The organism is Streptomyces sp. ATLC9 (assembly GCF_057196705.1).
In genome coordinates, this window is sequence record NZ_JBXUOY010000003.1 from 44005 (window position 1) to 62899 (window position 18895).

Consider the following 18895-nt stretch of genomic DNA (forward strand, 5'->3'; position numbering starts at 1 on the left):
GCGCCCTGCCCGCAGCCATGTCCTGCCGGCCCGCCAGGGCCGCTGCTTACCCGTATCCACGACCTACCCGGAGATCACCATGTCTTCCCGCCTGTACATCGACGTCCACATCCTGCAGACCGTGCCCCCGGCCAACCTCAACCGCGATGACCAGGGCAACCCCAAGGAGGCCTTCTTCGGCGGGGTCCGCCGCTCCCGGGTCTCCTCCCAGGCGTGGAAGCGCGCCACCCGCCTGCACTTCGCCGAGCGGATCCCCGAGCAGGACCTGGCCACCCGCACCCGGCGGATCGCCGGCAAGCTCGCCGACCGCATCGCCGACACCACCGACCTGGAGCCCGAGGCCGCCGCACGGCTCGCCGCCGCGCTGCTGGCCCCGCTGAAGATCAGCGCCGGGAAGAAGGAGGGCGACACCGCCTACCTGTTCTTCTACGGCCGCCGCCAGCTCCAGGCCGTCGCCGACCTCGTCACCGGCCGCGCGGCCGAGCTCGCCGCCCTGGAGGACGAGAAGCTGGCCGAGGAGATCGGGAAGCTGCCCGTGCGGGAGAGGTTCAGCACCGGCCACCCCCTGGACGTCGCCCTGTTCGGCCGGATGGTCGCCGACATCCCCGCCCTCAACGTCGACGCCGCCACCCAGGTCGCCCACGCCCTGTCCACCCACGCGGTGGAGCTGGAGTTCGACTACTTCACCGCCGTCGACGACGAGACCAGGAAGGACAACGAGACCGGCGCCGGCATGATCGGCACCATCGGTTTCAACTCCGCCACCCTCTACCGCTACGCCACCGTCGGCCTGCACCAGCTGATGGACAACCTCAGCGACAGGGACGCCGCCGCCACCGCGGTCACCGAGTTCGTCACCTCCTTCGCCCGCTCCGCCCCCACCGGCTACGGCAACTCCTTCGCCCACCGCACCCTGCCCAGCCTGGTCGCCGTCGTCGCCCGCGCCGACCAGCCCGTCAACCTCGTCTCCGCCTTCGAGGAGCCGGTCACCGCCTCTTCCGGCATCGCCGCGGCCTCCGCCCGCCGCCTGGCCCGCGAACACGCCACCGCCACCCGCGCCTGGGGCGACACCCCGGCCTTCAGCGCCGTGTGCCACACCTTCGGCCCCGAAACCGGCGACACCGCAGGCCTCCTGAAGGACGCCTTCGGCCAGACCGTCACCTTCCACGAGCTCCTGGCCGGGCTGCGCACCCACCTGACCGCCGACACCGCCCAGCAGGCCGCCCGGTGACCGCCCCCTCCACCCCACCGGCCGGCGACGGCCAGGCGGTGCTCCTGCTCCGCCTGGCCGGCCCCCTGCAGTCCTGGGGAGACCGCAGCGCCTTCAACCGCCGCGAGACCCGGCCCGAACCCACCAAATCCGGTGTTCTGGGCCTGCTGGCCGCCGCGGCCGGCCACACCCGCGACCAGCCCCTCGAAAGCCTGCTGCCGCTGCGCCTGGGAGTCCGCGTCGACCAGCCCGGCACCCTGCTGCGCGACTACCACACCGTCAGCGACTACCGCGGCCGCCCACTGCCCCAGGCCGGGGTGTCCGCCAAGGGCGTCCAGAGGCCGACCTCACCGGCCAAGCACACCCACGTCACCACCCGCTACTACCTCCAGGACGCGGTCTTCGTCGCCGCCGTCGCAGGCCCGGCCGACCTGCTGGCCACCTTGGACCAGGCCGTCACAAACCCCGCCTTCCCCCTGGCCCTGGGCCGCCGCTCCTGCCCGCCCACCCAGCCCCTCAGCCTGGGACTGCGCACCGGCGACCTGACACAGGCCCTCACCGAAGAGCCCTGGCAGGCCTCCGGACGGGCCCGCGAGCACCACGCCCGCCGCCTGGGCCGCGAACGCGGCCTCGGCCAACCGGCCTACCCCGCCCGCATCGACCGCTCGGCCACCGTGGAGGACCCCCACGGCGACGACATCGCACACGACGTCCCCGTCTCCTTCGACCCGCACACGCGCGCCTTCACCAGCCGCCGGGTCCAACACCACTGGCTGAGCATCCCCACCGGCTTCCCCCGCACCGACACCACCACCGACGGCCCCGCGGCCGACGACACCGGACACGACCCCTTCGCCCTCCTGGGCTGGTGACCGCCATGACCTACCTCTCCCGCATCCGCATCAACCCCCTGCGCGCCCACAGCCGCACCCTGCTGGCCAACCCCCGCGCCATGCACTCAGCCGTCACCGGCGGCATCACCGGCACACCCGACGACGAACGGATCCTGTGGCGCCTGGACGCCGACAACCCCCACCGCCCGCACCTGTACGTCCTCACCCAGTCCAAACCCGACTGGACCCACCTCGCCGAAAGCGCCGGCTGGCCCGGCTCGGACGGCGAACACGCCGCCGTCCGCGACTACACCCCCCTGCTGAGCCAGATCACCGCCGGACGCGAATTCGCCTTCCGCCTCACCGCCAGCCCCGTCCAGAACGCCCACACCCCCACCAAACCCACCCCCGCGCAGGCCTCCCACCTGGCCGACGGCACCCCCGGCAGACGGCCCCGCGGCCTGCGCATGGGCCACCGCACCGCCGCCGCCCAACTCCACTGGTTCCTCACCCGCACCGAGAAGTGGGGCTTCACCGTCCCCGGCTCCCGCACCGACCAGCCCGCACCCGGCCTCACCGCCGCCGCCCGGCCCACCCCGGACGAGACACGCCCCTGGGACCCCAACCCCGCCCGCGAAGTCCGCATCACCGAACGCCGCCGCCACTCCTTCACCAAAAGCGGCAGAAACTCCCGCGTCACCTTCCACACCGCCACCTTCGAAGGCCGCCTGCGCGTCACCGACCCCGCCGCCTTCACCGACCGCCTCCTCGGCGGCATCGGCCCCTCCAAGGCCTACGGCTGCGGCCTGCTCACCCTCGCCCCCCTCACCGGGCAGAAAGGCTGAGAACATGGCCGACATCTGGTGGAAAGCCGACCCCCACGACCTGCACCGCATCACCGACCGCGTCTCCAGCGTCTACGTCGAACGCAGCCACCTCGACCGCGACGAGAACGCCGTCGTCATCGTCAACAAACGCGAAACCGTCCGCGTCCCCGCGGCCATGATCGCCGTCATGCTGCTGGGCCCCGGCACCCGCGTCACCCACGGCGCGATCCGCCTCCTCGCCGACTCCGGCACCGCCGTGTGCTGGGTCGGCGAACAGGGCGTCCGCATGTACGCCGCAGGCCTCGGCCCCAGCCGCGGCGCAGGCCTCCTCCACCGCCAAGCCTGGCTGGTCACCCGCCCCAAGGAACGCCTCAACGTCGCCCGCGCCATGTACGGCATGCGCTTCCCCGGCGAAGACGTCTCCAAGGCCACCATGCAGCAGCTGCGAGGCCGCGAAGGCACCCGCATCCGCAAGCTCTACCGCCGGCACGCCCAGCGCACCGGCGTCCCCTGGGACGGCCGCGTCTACAAAGCGGGAGACCCCTTCGCCGCCGGCGACGACCTCAACCGGCTGCTGTCCGCCGCCAACGCCGCCCTCTACGGCATCTGCCACGCCGTCATCGTCGGCCTCGGCGCCAGCCCGGGCCTCGGCTTCGTCCACACCGGCAACGCCGTCTCCTTCGTCCTGGACATCGCCGACCTCTACAAGGCCGAGTACACCATCCCGCTCGCCTTCGACCTCGCGGCCAAAGGCCTCACCGAGGAACGCGACGCCCGCACCGGCCTCCGCGACAAGATCGCCGAAACCAAACTTCTGGGCCGCATCGTGCGCGACGTCAAAGCCCTCCTCACCCCCGACGGGGTCGACATCGACACCCCGGAGACCAGCGAGCTCTGGGACGAACACCTCGGCACCGTGCCCGCAGGCGTCAACTGGGCCACCCCCTCCGCAAGCACCCCGGCGACCGACGAGACCCCTGCGGAAACCACCGACGGCACAGAAACAGCCCCTCGGCCTCACCCCGCCTCCGCGGTACCGGCCGACATGGGCGAACAGCACATAGCGATCATCGGCCCCGACCTCGAAGACCCCACAGCCCCAGAGCAGCCCACATGACCGTCATCGTCCTCATCGCCGCCCCCGAAGGCCTCCGCGGCCACCTCACCCGATGGATGGTCGAGGTCAACGCCGGCGTGTTCGTCGGCAACCCCAGCCGCCGCATCCGCGACCGCCTGTGGGAACTCCTCGCCACCCGCATCGGCGACGGCCAGGCAGTCCTCGTCGAACCCGCGGCGAACGAGCAGGGCTGGGCCGTCCGTACCGCAGGCCGCGACCGCTGGCGCCCCACCGACTACGACGGACTCATCCTCTCCGCACGGAACCGACGATGACACCACGAACCAATCCGGTGCGGGTCAGGCGATACCTCCCGCCGCAGAATCCAACTAAACGAAAACAGCCCCCCGCCCGGACATAACCGCAGCTCAGCAAGTGTCGGCCCCGCACCCGCGGGGATGGTCCTGACGACGTGTCCAAGGTGCTGCCGAGGCTGGCGTCGGCCCCGCACCCGCGGGGATGGTCCGCCATGCACATCCACTGGACGGACGTGCGCGAGGTCGGCCCCGCACCCGCGGGGATGGTCCGCGCGCCTTCCCGCGCAAGCTGGGATGGCTCCTGTCGGCCCCGCACCCGCGGGGATGGTCCCCTCTTTCCCCAGGTCGACAGGGGGGGTGGGACGTCGGCCCCGCACCCGCGGGGATGGTCCACGCCAGGAGCGGACGCTCTGGGCCGACAAGCTGTCGGCCCCGCACCCGCGGGGATGGTCCGGCCGTCGACCAGGGCGCCGACCGTGTCCGTCAGTCGGCCCCGCACCCGCGGGGATGGTCCCCTTCTTCAGCGCCTCCTTGCGGACGACCATCGGTCGGCCCCGCACCCGCGGGGATGGTCCGATCGTTGAGGCCGTGTTCCGGGTGGCCTCCCAGTCGGCCCCGCACCCGCGGGGATGGTCCCTCGCCCTACGGGCCGCGCGACGCCTTGTGGGGGTCGGCCCCGCACCCGCGGGGATGGTCCGATCCGCGTCAGTCTGACCCGCGGGCAGGAGGCGTCGGCCCCGCACCCGCGGGGATGGTCCGGGACGCGTCCCCGTCGGCCTTTCCGGCTGGACGTCGGCCCCGCACCCGCGGGGATGGTCCGGTCGGCATGGGTGTCCGGATCGCCGGTCAGTCGTCGGCCCCGCACCCGCGGGGATGGTCCGCCCAGGACATCGCCGACGCCGCCGCGCGCTTCGTCGGCCCCGCACCCGCGGGGATGGTCCCGTGACCGTGTCGATCACCGTGTTCTGCGGTCCGTCGGCCCCGCACCCGCGGGGATGGTCTGACCCAGGATGGGAAGGACCCGGGGCTCGAGGTGTCGGCCCCGCACCCGCGGGGATGGTCCGGGATCGTCGAGACCGGCATGCCGCTCGGGCCGGTCGGCCCCGCACCCGCGGGGATGGTCCCGCCACGGCGGAGGTGAACGCCTCCAGCAGCAGGTCGGCCCCGCACCCGCGGGGATGGTCCGGGCGAGGGCTTGATCTACAGCCGCCCCGGTAAGTCGGCCCCGCACCCGCGGGGATGGTCCTTCGGCTGTGAGCTGCACCAGGGAGGGCACGCGGTCGGCCCCGCACCCGCGGGGATGGTCCCGGCTACGACCTCACCTTCACGTTCTTCCAGGCGTCGGCCCCGCACCCGCGGGGATGGTCCGTGACCGATGGGTACGGGCTCGGGGTGCAGGAGGTCGGCCCCGCACCCGCGGGGATGGTCTGACCCAGGATGGGAAGGACCCGGGGCTCGAGGTGTCGGCCCCGCACCCGCGGGGATGGTCCGGTACTCGCGGTTGCGGTCCCGGCACCGGCGGCGTCGGCCCCGCACCCGCGGGGATGGTCCTCAGTCGTCTAAGAGTGAATGGTAGCCCTCTACGTCGGCCCCGCACCCGCGGGGATGGTCCCGGTGCCGGCCGGGCGGGAGCGGGGCTGGGCCGGTCGGCCCCGCACCCGCGGGGATGGTCCTTCCTTTCCAAGGTGGCCACCGAATTCGGGGCCGTCGGCCCCGCACCCGCGGGGATGGTCCCCCTGACGGTTACACCACCTCGCGCGCGGGCGAGTCGGCCCCGCACCCGCGGGGATGGTCCGCTGATCTCGCAGGTCGGGGGCGACCTTGCGGTGTCGGCCCCGCACCCGCGGGGATGGTCCCGGCTTCAACTCCCGGTCCGCCAGCCTCAGCCGGTCGGCCCCGCACCCGCGGGGATGGTCCTGCAGTCGCGGAGGAGCACGACGTGGCGCGGAAGTCGGCCCCGCACCCGCGGGGATGGTCCCGTTTTCGTCAGGACCCACCGCAGCCGGGCGGTGTCGGCCCCGCACCCGCGGGGATGGTCCGACGGCTGGCTACGGGGGAGGGGTGCCCGGCCGGTCGGCCCCGCACCCGCGGGGATGGTCCCTCCGGCCCCCGTCGACCGGGCGGGGGCCGGCCGTCGGCCCCGCACCCGCGGGGATGGTCCCGTGGGGGAGGTTTTGAACGTCACCCACAGCCGGTCGGCCCCGCACCCGCGGGGATGGTCCCGGCGGGAGCGCTCCGGCGCTCGGCGCCTGGGCGTCGGCCCCGCACCCGCGGGGATGGTCCTCCGCCCTGTCCGGTGGCGCGGTGCTGAAGGTGGTCGGCCCTGCCGGTCAGCAGCGGTAGCGGCCCGGTGCCGACGGCCGCGCAGTAACGCCGCCTCCACTCGCGTGCGCTCCGCGCTGTGCGCGGTCGCCGCGGCCCTGGCCACCAGCGCCATGTGGGCCGTCATCGACGGCCTTCGCGTTCACGAGGAGCGCGTCACCCTCCTGCTGAATCCGCGGCAGGCGGACGGCCGGCCGAAAGCCGTGTGTGAGTCCTGGGGTTACGAGGAGATCGGCCGACAGCAGCCGTTTCCCAACTCGCCCGTCTTCACCGCCATGGTGCGCGACCCCCTCAGGGCGCCCGCCGGGACGCGACCTACGTGGCCGGCGTCCGGTCCACCATGGCCACCCGTACATCCTTGATGTCCGCCAGGTCCCCGTTCTCGATCTCCACATCCAGGGGAGCGGTCTCGCCCTTCTTGGACTTGCCCGGGCCGAGCTTGTCCGCCGTCACCCCCGTCGAGCCCAGCACGTCACCATCGGCGTCCAGGAACTCCAGTCCGACGAAATAGTTCGCGGCCTCCTCGCCGCCGTTGGTGATCCGGTATTCCACCACGTAGGCGTTCTCACCCCACGTGTCGTGGTCCCGCACCCCGGACGCGGTGATCTCCACATCCCGCCCCGCGCCACCCTCTCCGGCCTCCGCCTCCACACCGGAGGACCCGGCCGCCTCCGCCGACTCCTCCGCCGTGGCAGCAGGAGCCTTCTCCGTGCCGGTGGAGTCCCCGGAGTCGGAGCACGCGGTCAGTCCCCCCACCGCAGCAACCACCGAAGCCGCGACCAGCCCGATCTTTCGCATGATGTCCTCCCTGGTGATCATTGCGGTATCGGGAGCGTAGTGGCGCCCCTGACTCCTCCGCCGCCCAAACCACCAATTCCACTCAGTCCTTGCACCCGGCACAGGCGAAACACCGTCCCGGCAGCGTATGAGGTGTCCCTTCGGAGCCATCCCTCGAAATCTGGCCGCGCATGCGGCGCTGAACTTCACGGATTATCTGGCTACATTGACCAACCGAAGGTTGCCCAGCCAGGATCGGTCAGCGCTGGCTGGGTTTACGGGCCTGCTGCTCGGTGTCGCTGCGGCGGAGGTGCCCGGCCTGCTCTGCGCTGATGGCGGGCTTCTTCGTTTTCCCCTTGGCAGTGGTCGACCGACCTCGGGCGGCCGCCGTGGAGACACGCTTGGCAGCGCCCGGCAGCGGCCGGTTCAGGGCTTCCCCCATCTTGCGCATCGCGGGGACGTCGACCGCACCCGGCGCCCGGTCCGCAGGCGGGGTCGAGGTACCGCCGCCACCGCGCCGGGGCCCGCTGTACTCGAGGGCCGCGTCTCCCAGCCGCAGCAGTGCCTCCGCACTCGGCAGGTCCCGATGCTGCTCGGTACCGCGCTCGTCGCTCCTCCGGAGCCTGTCCGCGCCGGCCTGCGCCCATCCGGCGACCTTCTCGCACACGCGGATCGAGACGCGGCGGAGGAAGTCGGCGACACCGCCGTCGTTCATGAGCTTGTCGAAGTGCTCACCCGCTCGTTCCTTGATGACGCGCACCAGGTTGCCGAAGGCGCCCCGGACGGTCTGGATGCGCTGCCACTCCGGCAGGTCCTGGAGTGCGGGGGCGTGCGCGTCGGCCTGCCGCAGCGCCGTGTTCACCGCGCCCGCTTCCCCCTGTGGGGCACGGTCTCTCTGCGTCCCCTCCTGCTCTCCAGAGGATTGCGCGGCCGCGGGCTCGACCGGAGCGGGCTGGGGCGCGGCGGTCTGCGGGGCCTCGGCGGTGGCGTCGGCCAGCATCTGCCGGAGCTTGAGCAGATCTGCCTGCACAGCGGCGAACAGATCCTCGCTCGTGCCCTCATCGGCGGGGACGGTCTCGTCCCAGGCCTGTCGGACCGCTGTGAAGTCGGCGACGATGTCGACCGGCCGGTCTCCTGCCCGGCCGGAGGCCTTCGCCGGGCCGGTCCACAGCGGCAGTTCCCCGGGGGAGGCCGGCGCGGCGCCCTCCATGTCCTCGGCGTGAGCGGGCTGCCCGTCGCTCTGCGCGGGGGTGGCACCTGTGTCAGCGGGCGTCTCCTGGCTCTCGGGTGTCGCGGGAGGAGCGGGTGTGGCCATCTCGGGATCCTCCGGGGCTTCAGGGCGCGGGGCAGGTGGTTCGGTCGGGGTGGAAGCGGCTTCCGGTTCCGGGCCGGGTGCGGGCGCGGCCGTGGCCTGCTGCTCGCGCAGGGCCGCCCGCTCGGCCTGAACCACGTCCAAGGTGGCCTGGAGACGGCCATGCAGACGAGTCGTGTCGTAGAGCAGGTGCGCGAGCGGCCACGCCAGATGCCGGCGCTCGTCCAGGGCCGCGTCGGTCGGCAGGGTGCCGCCCCAGGCGGCGACGGCCTGCTGGACTGCGGTGAGGTTCGCGGCCATCTGCCGGGAGCTGTGTCTGGCGGTGACCGCCGCGGTCATCTCGGTGAGCCGGGCGCTCAGCTCCCGGTACTGCGGGATCCCGGTGTAGTCCACGCGCACCCGGGAGGCCGCCGCGGTGATCCTGTCGAAGTGCTCCTGAGCGGCGTCGCGCAGGTCTGCGCGCAGCCGGTCCGCTCGCGAGATCATCCCGTCGTCGGCGGCGGGCAGCGGTGCCCCGTAGGGCGTTCCGGTGAGCGCCGAGAACAGGATGGCCCCCTCGTGCGCGGCGTCCTGCGGTGAGCCGTTCAAGGCCGTGACATCGGGGGGCATGCCGTCGACCGCCAGGCGGGCGAACCAGCGCCCGGACGCGGACAGGCGCACGGCGGCGATCGTGATGTCGCCGCGCCGCAGCTCACCCGCGCTGGGCCCCTGCCCGTCCAGGCCGGTCAGGTGCAGCTGATAGCCGGGGTCGTCGGCCAGCGGCGTGATGTCGGTGTACGGCAGGGGCTCGGGTGGGTCCTCGACCGGTACGTCGTCGTCGGTGTCCGTGGTGGACGGCGGCGTGTCCATCTCCCCCCTGTCGGTGGTCGTCGGTTCCGGCTCCTCGGGGTCCGGTGCGGGAGCGTCGTCCTGTGCCGCCGCACCGGCGGTCGGCACATCGACGGGTTCGGTGTCGGCAGCCGGTTCTTCTGCTGCGGCCTCCGCGTCCTCGGGGTCCGGTGCGGGGGCGACGGGGTCGGCAGGCCCGTCCGGCTGGAGCTGCTCGTCATCGGCGGTGGCCGGCTGCGCGGGCTCGGCCGCTTCCTCCGTCTCCCCTTCCGGTGCGCCTGTGCCAGCGGGCGGGTCGGGTTCGGCGGTGGCCGGCGGCGGGACGGGCTGCGCCTCGTCCGCCTCCGGGGTGCTCTCGGCCTCGCCATCAGAACCCGGCGGAGCGTCAGCCGCCGTCTCGAACAGGCTGGGCTGCGCACCGGACCGCCGGTCCGTCCTGGGCGCGGATTCGGCGGTGGGGGCAGCCTGTTCCGCGGTCGTCTCCTGCGTGGCCTCAGCGGCCTCTTCAGGACCTTGCGGGCCGGGAACGGAGCCGGCGTGCTGCTTCGGTTGCGGCTGCCCTGGTGCCGGGGCGTCCGGCTCGCCGGCAGCCGGTCCGGCGGCGGGGTCCGCCCCGGGCCACGATCCGTCGATGTGCGTCACCGGCGCGCGGTCGCCCGGCCCCACCATGGTGTCGTTGAAGGGCTGCTCCCCCTCGGGGACGGCCTCTGTGCTGGAGTCCGCTCCCTGGGATGCGATGGTCGAGTCCTCCGCCTCGGCCGCCGGTGCGACATCACCGGGCGTCTCTTGCTCTTCCGGCTCGGGGGACGGTTCCGTCTCAGTCTCTGGCGTGGTGGGCTCGGTGCCGGTCTGCACGGGGTCAGCGTCCATGCTCAGCTGGCCGAAGTCCGGCTGGTCCTGTGGTTCGGCCGGCGCGGTTCCGTCGTTCGGCTCGGCGCTGGCCGCGGCCGCGGACGGCGCGGCAGCCGGTTGTTCGCCCCCCGGTGCGGCTTCGGCCGGCTCAACGTCCTGGTGCGCCACGGCCGGTGCGCTTTCCGGGTCGGCGTCGCCGCGGACGAGCGCCTGGGCCTGCCGCTGGACGTGGTGCTCTTCTTCGATGGCCTTGCGCAGGGATGCGATGTGCTCTCGCAGGGCGGTCAGTTCCTCGTTGACCTCTTCGGCGGCGTCCTCGTTGACGCTCGCGGCCCGCTCGGCGAGGGCGGCTTCCTTCTCGTTGGCGACGACGAGCTTGCCCAGGGCGCGTTCCTCGCGTTCCTTGGAGCGTGCCTGGATCCGGTAGGGGTTCTCGTCCTTCGGCCGCAGGTTGGCGGCGATCTCCTCGCGGCGGCCGCGCAGGGAGGCGGCCGACTTCTCCAGCTTGTCGAGGTCGTCGTCCAGATGGTTGAGGAAGTGCTCCAGGGACTGGATGGCTCCGCGCCCGTTGGCCTCGGTGACGGAGGACGCCTGCCACTGGGCGCGGTCCTCGCGCCGGCCCATGGGGGCCACGTGCCCCCAGGCGAAGCGCAGGCGCAGTTGGCGGCGGCCGCTGGCCCCGTAGGCGATCTCCGCGTGGAAGTCCTGTCCGCCGAAGGTGCCGACGGGAACGCGTTCGCCGGGCCGGACCGACTGGTCCGCGGCGATGGCGGCCATGCGGCCGCCGAGCGCGTTGGCGGCCGCTTCGCGGCTGCGGTAGGTGGCGTCGCCCACGGTCATGGCGAAGTGGTCGCCGGTGGTGGGGCGCCGGTTCGGCGCTGCCGCGCGCATCCCTTCCAGGGCGGTGTCCGCCCGGGTGAGGAAGTCGTCGATGTCGGCGATCTGCTGGGTGCGGTCGTCCTGCCGGCGGTCCCAGCTGCGGGCCAGGCCCTGGAGGCGGGCGCGTTCGGCGGTGGCCTCGGCCAGTTGCAGGATCGCCGGGTCGCCGGAGGCCAGGGCGGAGAGCATGCCGAGGTTGATGGCGTCGGCGCCGATGTCCTCGATCTCGCGCGCGCTGAAGTCGCGGCGCTGGATCTGGCCGATGAAACGGGCCTTGCGCGCGAGAGTGGTCAGCCGGAACTCGTCGAACGTCCGCTCGGTGATGTAGTAGAGGATCCGGACGTCGTCGGGGGTGTTGCCGACCCAGGGGGCGTTGAGGTTGCCGCGGCGCTCGATACGGCCGTCGCGCTGGGCCATGTCCGCCGGCCGCCAGGGGTAGGACAGGTGGTGCAGGGCGACCGCCCGGTCCTGGATGTTGGTGCCTGTGCCCATCTTCTGCGTGCTGCCGATCAGGACGCGCACCCGTCCGGCGCGGCAGTCGGCGAACAGCTTCTCCTTCTTGCGGTCGGTGCCCGCCTCGTGGATGAAGCGGATGGACTTGCGCGGCATCCCCCGGGCGACCAGTTCGTCGCGCAGGTCCGCGTACAGGTCGGCGGCGTGTCTGGCGGTGCTGCCCGGGGTGCCCTCGTCCAGGAAGACGAGCTGGAGGCCGCCGGGCAGCTCTTGCGGGGCCGGGTCGTCCGCGGAGACCGGATAGACGACGTCCTTCGTCTCCTGCCAGATCTCCGCGATCTTGTCGGCCGCGTAAGGGATCTTGCTGCCCATCTCCTTGCCGCCGCCGGCGGAGCGCATGTCGGTGCCGGCGGTCTGGCCCGGCGTGACGCCGAGGTCGCGCAGAGCCTCAGTGGCGTCGACCAGGTCCAGGTCGATGGAGGCGCGCAGGCCCTCTCCGAGGGCCTTCAGGACGCCGCCGGGCTTGTGCACCCACGGCTTGTGCGGCAGTTCCTTGATGAACTGCCGCTGCGCCGGTGTGGGCGGGATCAGGACCGTCTCGCCGCGCTGCCCGTCCTCGTTCTCCCGGACGGGCGGAGTGGGCAGGTCCAGGTCCTCGGCCATCCGGACGTCCGCGAACGTCCGGTAGGCGGCCATCAGCTCCGGCACGTTGAAGAACCGGGAGAAGCGGGCCTTGTACTTGTAGCCGTCGCCCTTGGGATCGGGCTCCAGCTGGCTCACGACCTCGCCGAAGGTCGCGGCCCAGTTGTCGAAGGCGTCGAGCCCCATCTCCTCCAGCAGTCGCGGGGCCAGGTAGCGCTTGAGGACGTAGGCCTCGGTCACCGAGTTGGCGATCGGGGTGCCGGTGGCCAGGGTCGCCACGCGCTGCGACTCGTTGGTCTCGCGCAGCCAGGACAGCACCATGTGGAGCTTGGTGGCCTTCGCCGAGCCCTGGATTGCGGCGCCGGGGATCGCCGAGACGGTGCGCAGGTTCTTGTACTCGTGCGCCTCGTCCAGGAACACGTAGTCGATGCCGGTGTCCTCCAGGAAGACGCCGTTGTCGTCACCCATGGACTCGATCTGCTGCTCGAGTCCGGCCTCCGCGTTGGCCAGGGACTCCTCGATCTGCTTGACCGTGTTGCGGTGCATCCCCGACGAGGCGGCGTTGTCGAGCTGCTCGCGCAGCGACTTCATCTCCCGGCCGAGGTAGGAGCGCATGCTCTCGGGGCGCAGCGGCACCCGGTTGAACGCCTCGTGGGTGAGGATCACCGCGTCCCACTCGCCGCCCGCGATCCGGCCCATGAACTTCGCCCGGCGCTTCTTGTTCAGGTCGCTCGCGGTGATCGCCAGGATCCTGGCGTTGGGGTAGAGCTGCCGGAACTCCCGTGACCACTGCTTGAGCATGTGGTTGGGCACGATGACGCACGGCTTCCTGGCCAGGCCGGTGCGGCGCAGCTCCATCGCGCCGGCGGCCATGGTCGCGGTCTTGCCCGCGCCGACGACGTGGGCGAGGAGCGCGGTCGGCTCGTTGACGACGCGGCGGATCGCCGCGTTCTGGTGCGGCCGCATCTCCCAGTCGGTGATCAGGCCGGGCAGGGTCAGCGCGGAGCCGGAGTACTCCGGCATCACCAGGTTGTTGAACCGCTCGTTGTAGATCCCCGCGAGCCGGGTCGCCCGGGCCTGGTCGTCCCAGACCCAGTCCTCGAAGGCCTCGGCGATGAGCTTCGCCTTCTCCCTGGCCTCGTCGGTCGCGTCCCTGTCGACGTAGGTGCGCCCCTCCTGGTCGCGGTAGGTGACCTGGAGGGTCGACTCGGTCTGCTGCAGCAGCGCGGTGAACAGGTCCTGGGTGGGCCGCGCGCCGGTGCCCCACTCGCTGCGCGCGAGGTCGCCGTTCCTGGCGCCGCGGACCTCCCACACGGTGCCGCCCGCGTGCAGGACGCCGGCGTCCTCGAATCCCAGGTGCCGCAGGAAGTCGTCGTAGACGTCGACCGGGATCCAGGGGGCGCCGATCTTCGCCTTGATCTCGGAGGGTGCCAGGTCGTCGGGCTGGACCCGCTCCAGGGCGGCGACGTTGCCCAGGAACGTCGGGTCCTCGGCGGCCCGCGCCCTGGCGGCCGCGAGCTTGGTGCGGACGTTGCCGGACAGGTAGCGGTAGCTGGGCTCCCAGGCGTCGTCCCGCTCCGGGTCGCGGTAGGCCAGGCCGGCGTCCGCGCACTGTGCGGCCGCGCTTTCCTCGTCCGTGCCCAGGAGGCCGGCCACGCGCGCCATGTCCAGGCGGCCGCCGTCGTACTCCATCGCCAGGGCGATGGCGTCCTCGTGGCTGTTGGCCCGGGCCGGCAGGGTGCGCGGCTCCAGGACCCGGGTGAGGAGCACCTTCTGCTCGACGCCCTTACCGGCCCGCTCGTCCCACTCCTCCAGGCCGAACAGCAGCGAGGCGTCGGGGTCGTCGTCGATCCAGGCGAAGGCGGTGCGCTGCTTCCACGCCTCCGGGACGTCCTTGAGGCCCTGTGCCCTGGCCTGCTCCCTCGCCTCGGGAGGCGTGAACCTGTAGTGCTGGCGCGGCTTGGTCAGCGGCGGGTGGTTCTTGCGGTAGTCGCGCCAGGCGACACGGAGTTCGGCGCGCAGCCGGGCGAGCTCCGGGGTCTCGCCGGGCTCGGGGGTGTCGGCCTCCGCCTCGTACAGGGCCAGGGTCAGGTCCTTGAGGCGGATGAGCTCGACCAGCTGCTCGCGCTGGTCGGGGTGGATCTCCAGCGGGACCGGGCGGCCGCCGTCGATGATGGTGGGGTTGCCGTCGGCGTCCAGTCCCAGGGCGCCTTCCGTGCCGCCGGTGAGGATCGCCTGTACCGGTTCCGTGCGCTGGTCGTCGGCGGCGGTCAGGCCCGCGGCCCGCGCTTCCACGGAGATGGCGGCGGCCGCGGCCGCCAGGGCCTCGGCCGGCGTCTGGTCGGTGCGGCCGACGACCGTGACCTCCGGGCCCCACTCGCGCGAGCCCGCGCGCAGCTCGCCGAGCACGTACTCGGGGTGGGCGTCGAAGTAGGTGTTGACCGCGAGTTCGTCGTCGTGGCCGGGCAGCGCCCGCTTGCGGGAGGTCAGCCAGGCCGTATCGCCCGGCTCCTCGCCGTCCCTGCGGCGCCGCAGGAACAGCACGTCGGTGACCACGTCGGTCCCGGCCGCCGCCGCGTGCGCCCGGGCCGGCAGGCGGACCGCGCCGACCAGGTCGCCGAGCCGGTACATGCGCTCGCGCGCCTCGGGCGACTCCGCGTCCAGGGTGTAGCGGGAGGTGATGAGGGCGACGATGCCGCCGGGGCGGGTGGCGTACAGCGACTTCAGGACGAAGTGGTCGTGGATCGAGAGCTTCAGGTCGGGGTTGTGGACCTTGTCGAACCGCTTGTACCGGCCGAAGGGCACGTTGCCGACCACGCCGTCGAAGCCGCCGTCGGCGAGCGGGACGTCTTCGAGGCCGCTGGTGATGATCTCGGCGTCCGGGTACAGGTGGCGGGCGATCGCCGCGGTGGTCGGCTCGACCTCCACGCCGGTCATCCGCACCGGGTCGCGCGTGAGGAGGGGCGCGAAGCCGATGAAGTTGCCGCTGCCGCTGCCCGGTTCGAGGACGCGGCCGCCGCGGAAGCCGAGCCGGCGCATCGCGCCCCAGATCGAGCGGACCAGGGCGGCGTCGGTGTAGTGCGCGTTGATCGTGTTACGGCGGGCCGCCGCCCACTCGTCCTCCGTGAGCAGGCTCCGGATCCGCTCGCGCAGGTCGCCGACGGCGTCCCAGCGTGCGACGGCCCGCTCGAAGGCGTCTTCCGTGTCGAACGCGGCCCGCGCCGGCCGCGGGTTGAAGATGACCGGCAGGGCTCCCCAGCCGGACCAGCGCGCCAGGGTGCGCTGGTCCTGCTCGGTGGCCGGGCGCCGCTCGCGTTCCAAGGCCCGCAGCGTCTCCAGGGCCGCCAGGTTGGCGCGGGCCCGTTCGCTCTGCCCGGCGGGGGCGAGGTCCTGCTGCCCCTCCGGCCGGAAGCGGGGCGGGGCTACATCTCCCGGTGTCCCGTCCCCGGCTCCTTCTCCAGCCAGATCTCCTCCGCGTACACGATCTCCTGCGCCTGCGACCGCGTCGCCCGCCGTGCCGCCGCCCGCCGCTCCACCGGCAGCCTCTGGAGCAGTTCGGTCGTCAGCCCTCCGATCCGCTCCGTCACCCGCAGATCCAGCTCCAGGAAGTAAGCCTCCTGCTGCCGCTCGTCCCCCAGCTCCGCCAGGGCCTGCGGCCGGTACGTCTCCCAGTACTCCCGGGCCACCCGTCCGTGCCTGCTCAGCTGCGTCACTACCGTTCCCCTCGTCCTCGCGGAGCGGCGGCTCCACTCCCCCGACACTCATGAGTGCTCTCCCCGTGATGCTGGTAGGGCACAGTCCCCGGCCCAGTCCGGCACACCGCCGCCACGGACGGGGCCGGGGGCTCCCAGCCTCGTCCGGATATCTGACGGCAGCCGGACATGATCCATCCTTCGTGACCCTACGACGCGCCGACAGCGGATTTCCTCTGCCGCACCGGCAGTTCACCCCTCGGTGCTCCGCATCACGGCCGAAGCAGCACGCTCCTCACTTATCTGGCTACATTTCCATCATGGCGAGCATGGCGCGGATGAAGTTCCACGTGGCGGTGACGGAGGATGCCTTGGAGCGGCTTATCGAATACGCCGAAGCGGAACAGAGGCGCGAACGGGCATGGGTGAACGAGCGCCGACGGGAGTTGCTCGTCCCCGGTCTGTCGCGGCGCGCAGCCGCCGCCGTACGCCGCGAGATCCGGGTGGAGGTCGCCAGGAAGCGGCGCACCGGCGAGTTCAGCGGCACCCGGGACGACATCATCACCCGGGCCGTGCGCGAGGAGCTGCGGTCCCGCGGGCTCGACCGCTCATGGCCGGAGCCGCCGGAGGGAGAGATCGACGCTCCGGGCCGCCGGTGGGGCACTCCCCCGAGCCGGCCGATGGGCGCGGGCGGGTACACCGGACGCCTCTCGCTGAACCTGCCCCACGACCTCGGCGAGACCGTACGCCGTGCCGCCTACTGGACCAGCAAGGCCGCGGTGGACGCTCTCCAGGAGTGGGCCGACCGCTGGGGCGACGGTATCGACGTGGCGCTGCGGGAGGCCGAACGGAACCACGTTCCAGACCAGTTGGCTCTGCTGGCTGCGGCCGGACGCCCGTCCGCCCCGCAATCCGCTCTCCAGGTCCGCGACAGACTGCGCGCCCAGGTGCTCACCACCGGAGACCTCATCCGCGCGGCGGTGGACCGGATCGTGAATGAGCAGCAGCCCGAACTTCCCGAGAATCTTTGAGGCTCGTGTCCCATCAGGCCTCGGCCTCGCCACAGACGTGAAACGGGCGCTCCCGATTCCGTTAAGACAACAAGCGGCACGGTGGATGACGTTTCCCAGGGGAGTTCTGGCAAGCTATGGCGCGTCCGAGTACCCAACCGGGGAAGCCTACGGAGGTCTTTCGTGTCCCCTGCCCAAACGACCGAACAGCGCCGCGCACGCGTCATCACCCTGATCCAGCAGAAGGGTGGAGCCGGCAAGTCCACCATAGCCGTGAACCTCGCGGCCGTCTCCGGCGACAGCACCCCGCCCACGTCTGCGGACGCACCGTGCCCGGTGGTGGCCGCGGGTATCGACCCCCAGGGCAGCCTGGAGGGATGGGCCCGCAAGGTCCCCGAGGAGCGCCTGCCGTTCGACTACCTGGTCACCAAGGGGCGGCTGGGGGAGATCCCCAAGCTGCTCGAAGACCCCGACGTGCTGCGCGTCTACGTCGACACCCCCGGCTTCGTCGACCTCGACCCGGAGGCCGACATCGACGCCCCCGACCCGCTGGGCTCCGGCCCGGCCGGCGAGGCCATGCGCGAGGTGCTGGACCACACCGACCTCGCGCTGGTGCCGATCGTCCCCGTCGAGACGCTGACGCACTCCCCGGCCGAGTTCACCATCGAGCGTGTCCTGCGGCCGCGGAACATCCCTTTCCGCGTTGTGATCAACAACTGGGACTCGGGGGCCGACCGCACCAAGGCCGACCTCCGCGAGATGCAGAAGTGGTGCGAGGACCGCGGCTACCCCTACATGAAGCAGGCGGTCCGCCGCTACAAGCTGCACGCCAAGGCTCCGGAGAGCGGTCTGACGGTGATTCAGTACCCCGAGAGCGGGACCGCGCTGCGCGGCCGCGAGGACTTCTTCAAGCTGGCGCTCGCGGTGGAGGGGATTCTCTGATGGGACGGCAGCGAGGCGCGTCCGCGGTCGAGCGCTGGGAGTACAAGAGCGCGGTCGACATGGCCAAGGCGATCAAGCCCTTGTCGCGGCCTCTGTCCGAGCAGCCCGCGACTCTGACGACGGAGGAGCGAGCGCTTCTGGCGCAGTGCACGGCGGCCGTCGACACGCTCCAGTACGCGTTCTGGGCGGCCGGCAAGGCGCTGGAGACCATCCGGGAGGGGAGGCTGTACCGCGCCGAGTGCGGCACCTTCGACGACTTCGTGTGGCGCCGCTGGAACATGAAGAAGGCGTACGCCAACAAGCTCGTGCGGACCTGGCGGATCGCCGAGGCCGTGTTCGAAATGCTCTCGAACGGTTTGGCTCCAATTGGAGCCAAGAACGAGAAGGCGCTCAGGAACCTGAACCAGGCCCAGGTGTGGGAGCTGGTCCCCGTCGCCGAAGCATGGGGCACCGACGCGGCGGCCCTGGTGTACCGGAGCGCGCTCGGCGTCGATGCGGTCAAGCTCAGCGCGAAGGTCCTGGAGGGCGCGGTCGCCGAGCTTGAGCTTGACGGCGAGTTCGACGCGGAGGAGACCGCCAAGCGCGTGCGCGTCTACGTGGAGTCCCTGGCCGAGGAGCAGGAGGGGACCGGGGAGGCCATCGACTTCTCGGCTCGCGCGGAGAAGGCCGTGGCGTACAACTGGGTGCGCCGGCTGGCCCGGAGGGACACGGCGGCCGCCGCGCAGTACCTGGACGAGCTGGAGCGGCACATCGCCAAGTGCCGGGCGGAGCTGCTTCCTCAGCAGCAGGCCGCCGAGCTGCCTCAGGGCCAGGAGGCCTGACCGGACCTAATACTCCAGTGCGGTTTCGTGATCTATCCAGCGGGTTCGTCGACGGATCGTCGTCGGTAGTGGCTGTGTCGGGCTGTTGCCTGGTGGCGTCTGCGCCAGATTGACCAGTGCA

11 protein-coding genes and 1 CRISPR repeat array are annotated in these 18895 nt (G+C 72.3%); of the genes, 8 read left to right on the plus strand and 3 right to left on the minus strand.

The genetic code is table 11. From position 1 onward, the window contains the following. The first annotated feature begins 79 nt into the window (after positions 1-79). From cas7e to cas2e, 5 genes are read left to right on the plus strand one after another with little or no spacing between them, the layout of a single operon-like run. The gene (gene cas7e, locus AC2CJA_RS00855; protein ID WP_484600677.1) at positions 80-1231 is read left to right on the plus strand and encodes a type I-E CRISPR-associated protein Cas7/Cse4/CasC; all 1152 of its coding nucleotides are present in this window, start codon (positions 80-82) and stop codon (positions 1229-1231) included. Beyond that, on the plus strand, positions 1228-2082 hold the full coding sequence (gene cas5e / locus AC2CJA_RS00860) for a type I-E CRISPR-associated protein Cas5/CasD (protein WP_484600678.1): 855 nt from the start codon (positions 1228-1230) through the stop codon (positions 2080-2082). The genes cas7e and cas5e overlap by 4 nt, the downstream gene beginning before the upstream one ends. Before the next feature lie 5 nt (positions 2083-2087). Continuing rightward, positions 2088-2888, plus strand: coding sequence for a type I-E CRISPR-associated protein Cas6/Cse3/CasE (cas6e, locus tag AC2CJA_RS00865; RefSeq protein ID WP_484600691.1), 801 nt, complete (start codon positions 2088-2090; stop codon positions 2886-2888). A gap of 4 nt (positions 2889-2892) precedes the next feature. After that, a complete protein-coding gene (gene cas1e / locus AC2CJA_RS00870; protein ID WP_484600679.1) occupies positions 2893-3987 on the plus strand; it encodes a type I-E CRISPR-associated endonuclease Cas1e in 1095 nt (364 codons plus the stop codon). Next, positions 3984-4262, plus strand: coding sequence for a type I-E CRISPR-associated endoribonuclease Cas2e (cas2e, locus tag AC2CJA_RS00875; RefSeq protein ID WP_484600680.1), 279 nt, complete (start codon positions 3984-3986; stop codon positions 4260-4262). Before cas1e ends, cas2e begins: the two co-directional genes overlap by 4 nt. Positions 4263-4364: 102 nt before the next feature. After that, a CRISPR array of direct repeats spans positions 4365-6527; the repeat unit is 28 nt; unit sequence GTCGGCCCCGCACCCGCGGGGATGGTCC. 354 nt (positions 6528-6881) lie between these two features. Here cas2e and AC2CJA_RS00880 read toward each other — a convergent pair. The 3 genes from AC2CJA_RS00880 to AC2CJA_RS00890 form a co-directional block, all read right to left on the minus strand. Further along, on the minus strand, positions 6882-7385 hold the full coding sequence (locus AC2CJA_RS00880; RefSeq protein WP_484600681.1) for a hypothetical protein: 504 nt from the start codon (positions 7383-7385) through the stop codon (positions 6882-6884). Between the two features lie 217 nt (positions 7386-7602). Beyond that, on the minus strand, positions 7603-15630 hold the full coding sequence (locus tag AC2CJA_RS00885; protein ID WP_484600682.1) for a DEAD/DEAH box helicase family protein: 8028 nt from the start codon (positions 15628-15630) through the stop codon (positions 7603-7605). 101 nt (positions 15631-15731) lie between these two features. After that, positions 15732-16022, minus strand: a complete 291-nt coding sequence (locus AC2CJA_RS00890; protein WP_484600683.1) for a hypothetical protein — start codon at positions 16020-16022, stop codon at positions 15732-15734. Between the two features lie 299 nt (positions 16023-16321). Here AC2CJA_RS00890 and AC2CJA_RS00895 point away from each other — a divergent pair, with 299 nt between their 5' ends. From AC2CJA_RS00895 to AC2CJA_RS00905, 3 genes are all read left to right on the plus strand, one after another. Next, the gene (locus AC2CJA_RS00895; protein WP_484600684.1) at positions 16322-17032 is read left to right on the plus strand and encodes a hypothetical protein; all 711 of its coding nucleotides are present in this window, start codon (positions 16322-16324) and stop codon (positions 17030-17032) included. Between the two features lie 162 nt (positions 17033-17194). Continuing rightward, positions 17195-17953 carry a ParA family protein gene (locus AC2CJA_RS00900; protein ID WP_484600685.1) on the plus strand — a complete coding sequence of 253 codons (759 nt, stop codon included), beginning with the start codon at positions 17195-17197 and terminating at the stop codon, positions 17951-17953. Further along, positions 17953-18774 (plus strand): hypothetical protein, encoded by an 822-nt coding sequence (locus AC2CJA_RS00905; RefSeq protein ID WP_484600686.1) that lies wholly within the window; start codon positions 17953-17955, stop codon positions 18772-18774. Before AC2CJA_RS00900 ends, AC2CJA_RS00905 begins: the two co-directional genes overlap by 1 nt. Positions 18775-18895: the final 121 nt, after the last annotated feature.

Coding starts and splice junctions, on each gene's coding strand:
- AC2CJA_RS00895 (WP_484600684.1), top strand. CDS start 16,322: ATGGCGAGCATGGCGCGGATGAAGTTCCACGTGGCGGTGACGGAGGAT.
- cas2e (WP_484600680.1), top strand. CDS start 3,984: ATGACCGTCATCGTCCTCATCGCCGCCCCCGAAGGCCTCCGCGGCCAC.
- AC2CJA_RS00880 (WP_484600681.1), bottom strand. CDS start 7,385: ATGATCACCAGGGAGGACATCATGCGAAAGATCGGGCTGGTCGCGGCT.
- cas7e (WP_484600677.1), top strand. CDS start 80: ATGTCTTCCCGCCTGTACATCGACGTCCACATCCTGCAGACCGTGCCC.
- cas6e (WP_484600691.1), top strand. CDS start 2,088: ATGACCTACCTCTCCCGCATCCGCATCAACCCCCTGCGCGCCCACAGC.
- cas1e (WP_484600679.1), top strand. CDS start 2,893: ATGGCCGACATCTGGTGGAAAGCCGACCCCCACGACCTGCACCGCATC.
- AC2CJA_RS00905 (WP_484600686.1), top strand. CDS start 17,953: ATGGGACGGCAGCGAGGCGCGTCCGCGGTCGAGCGCTGGGAGTACAAG.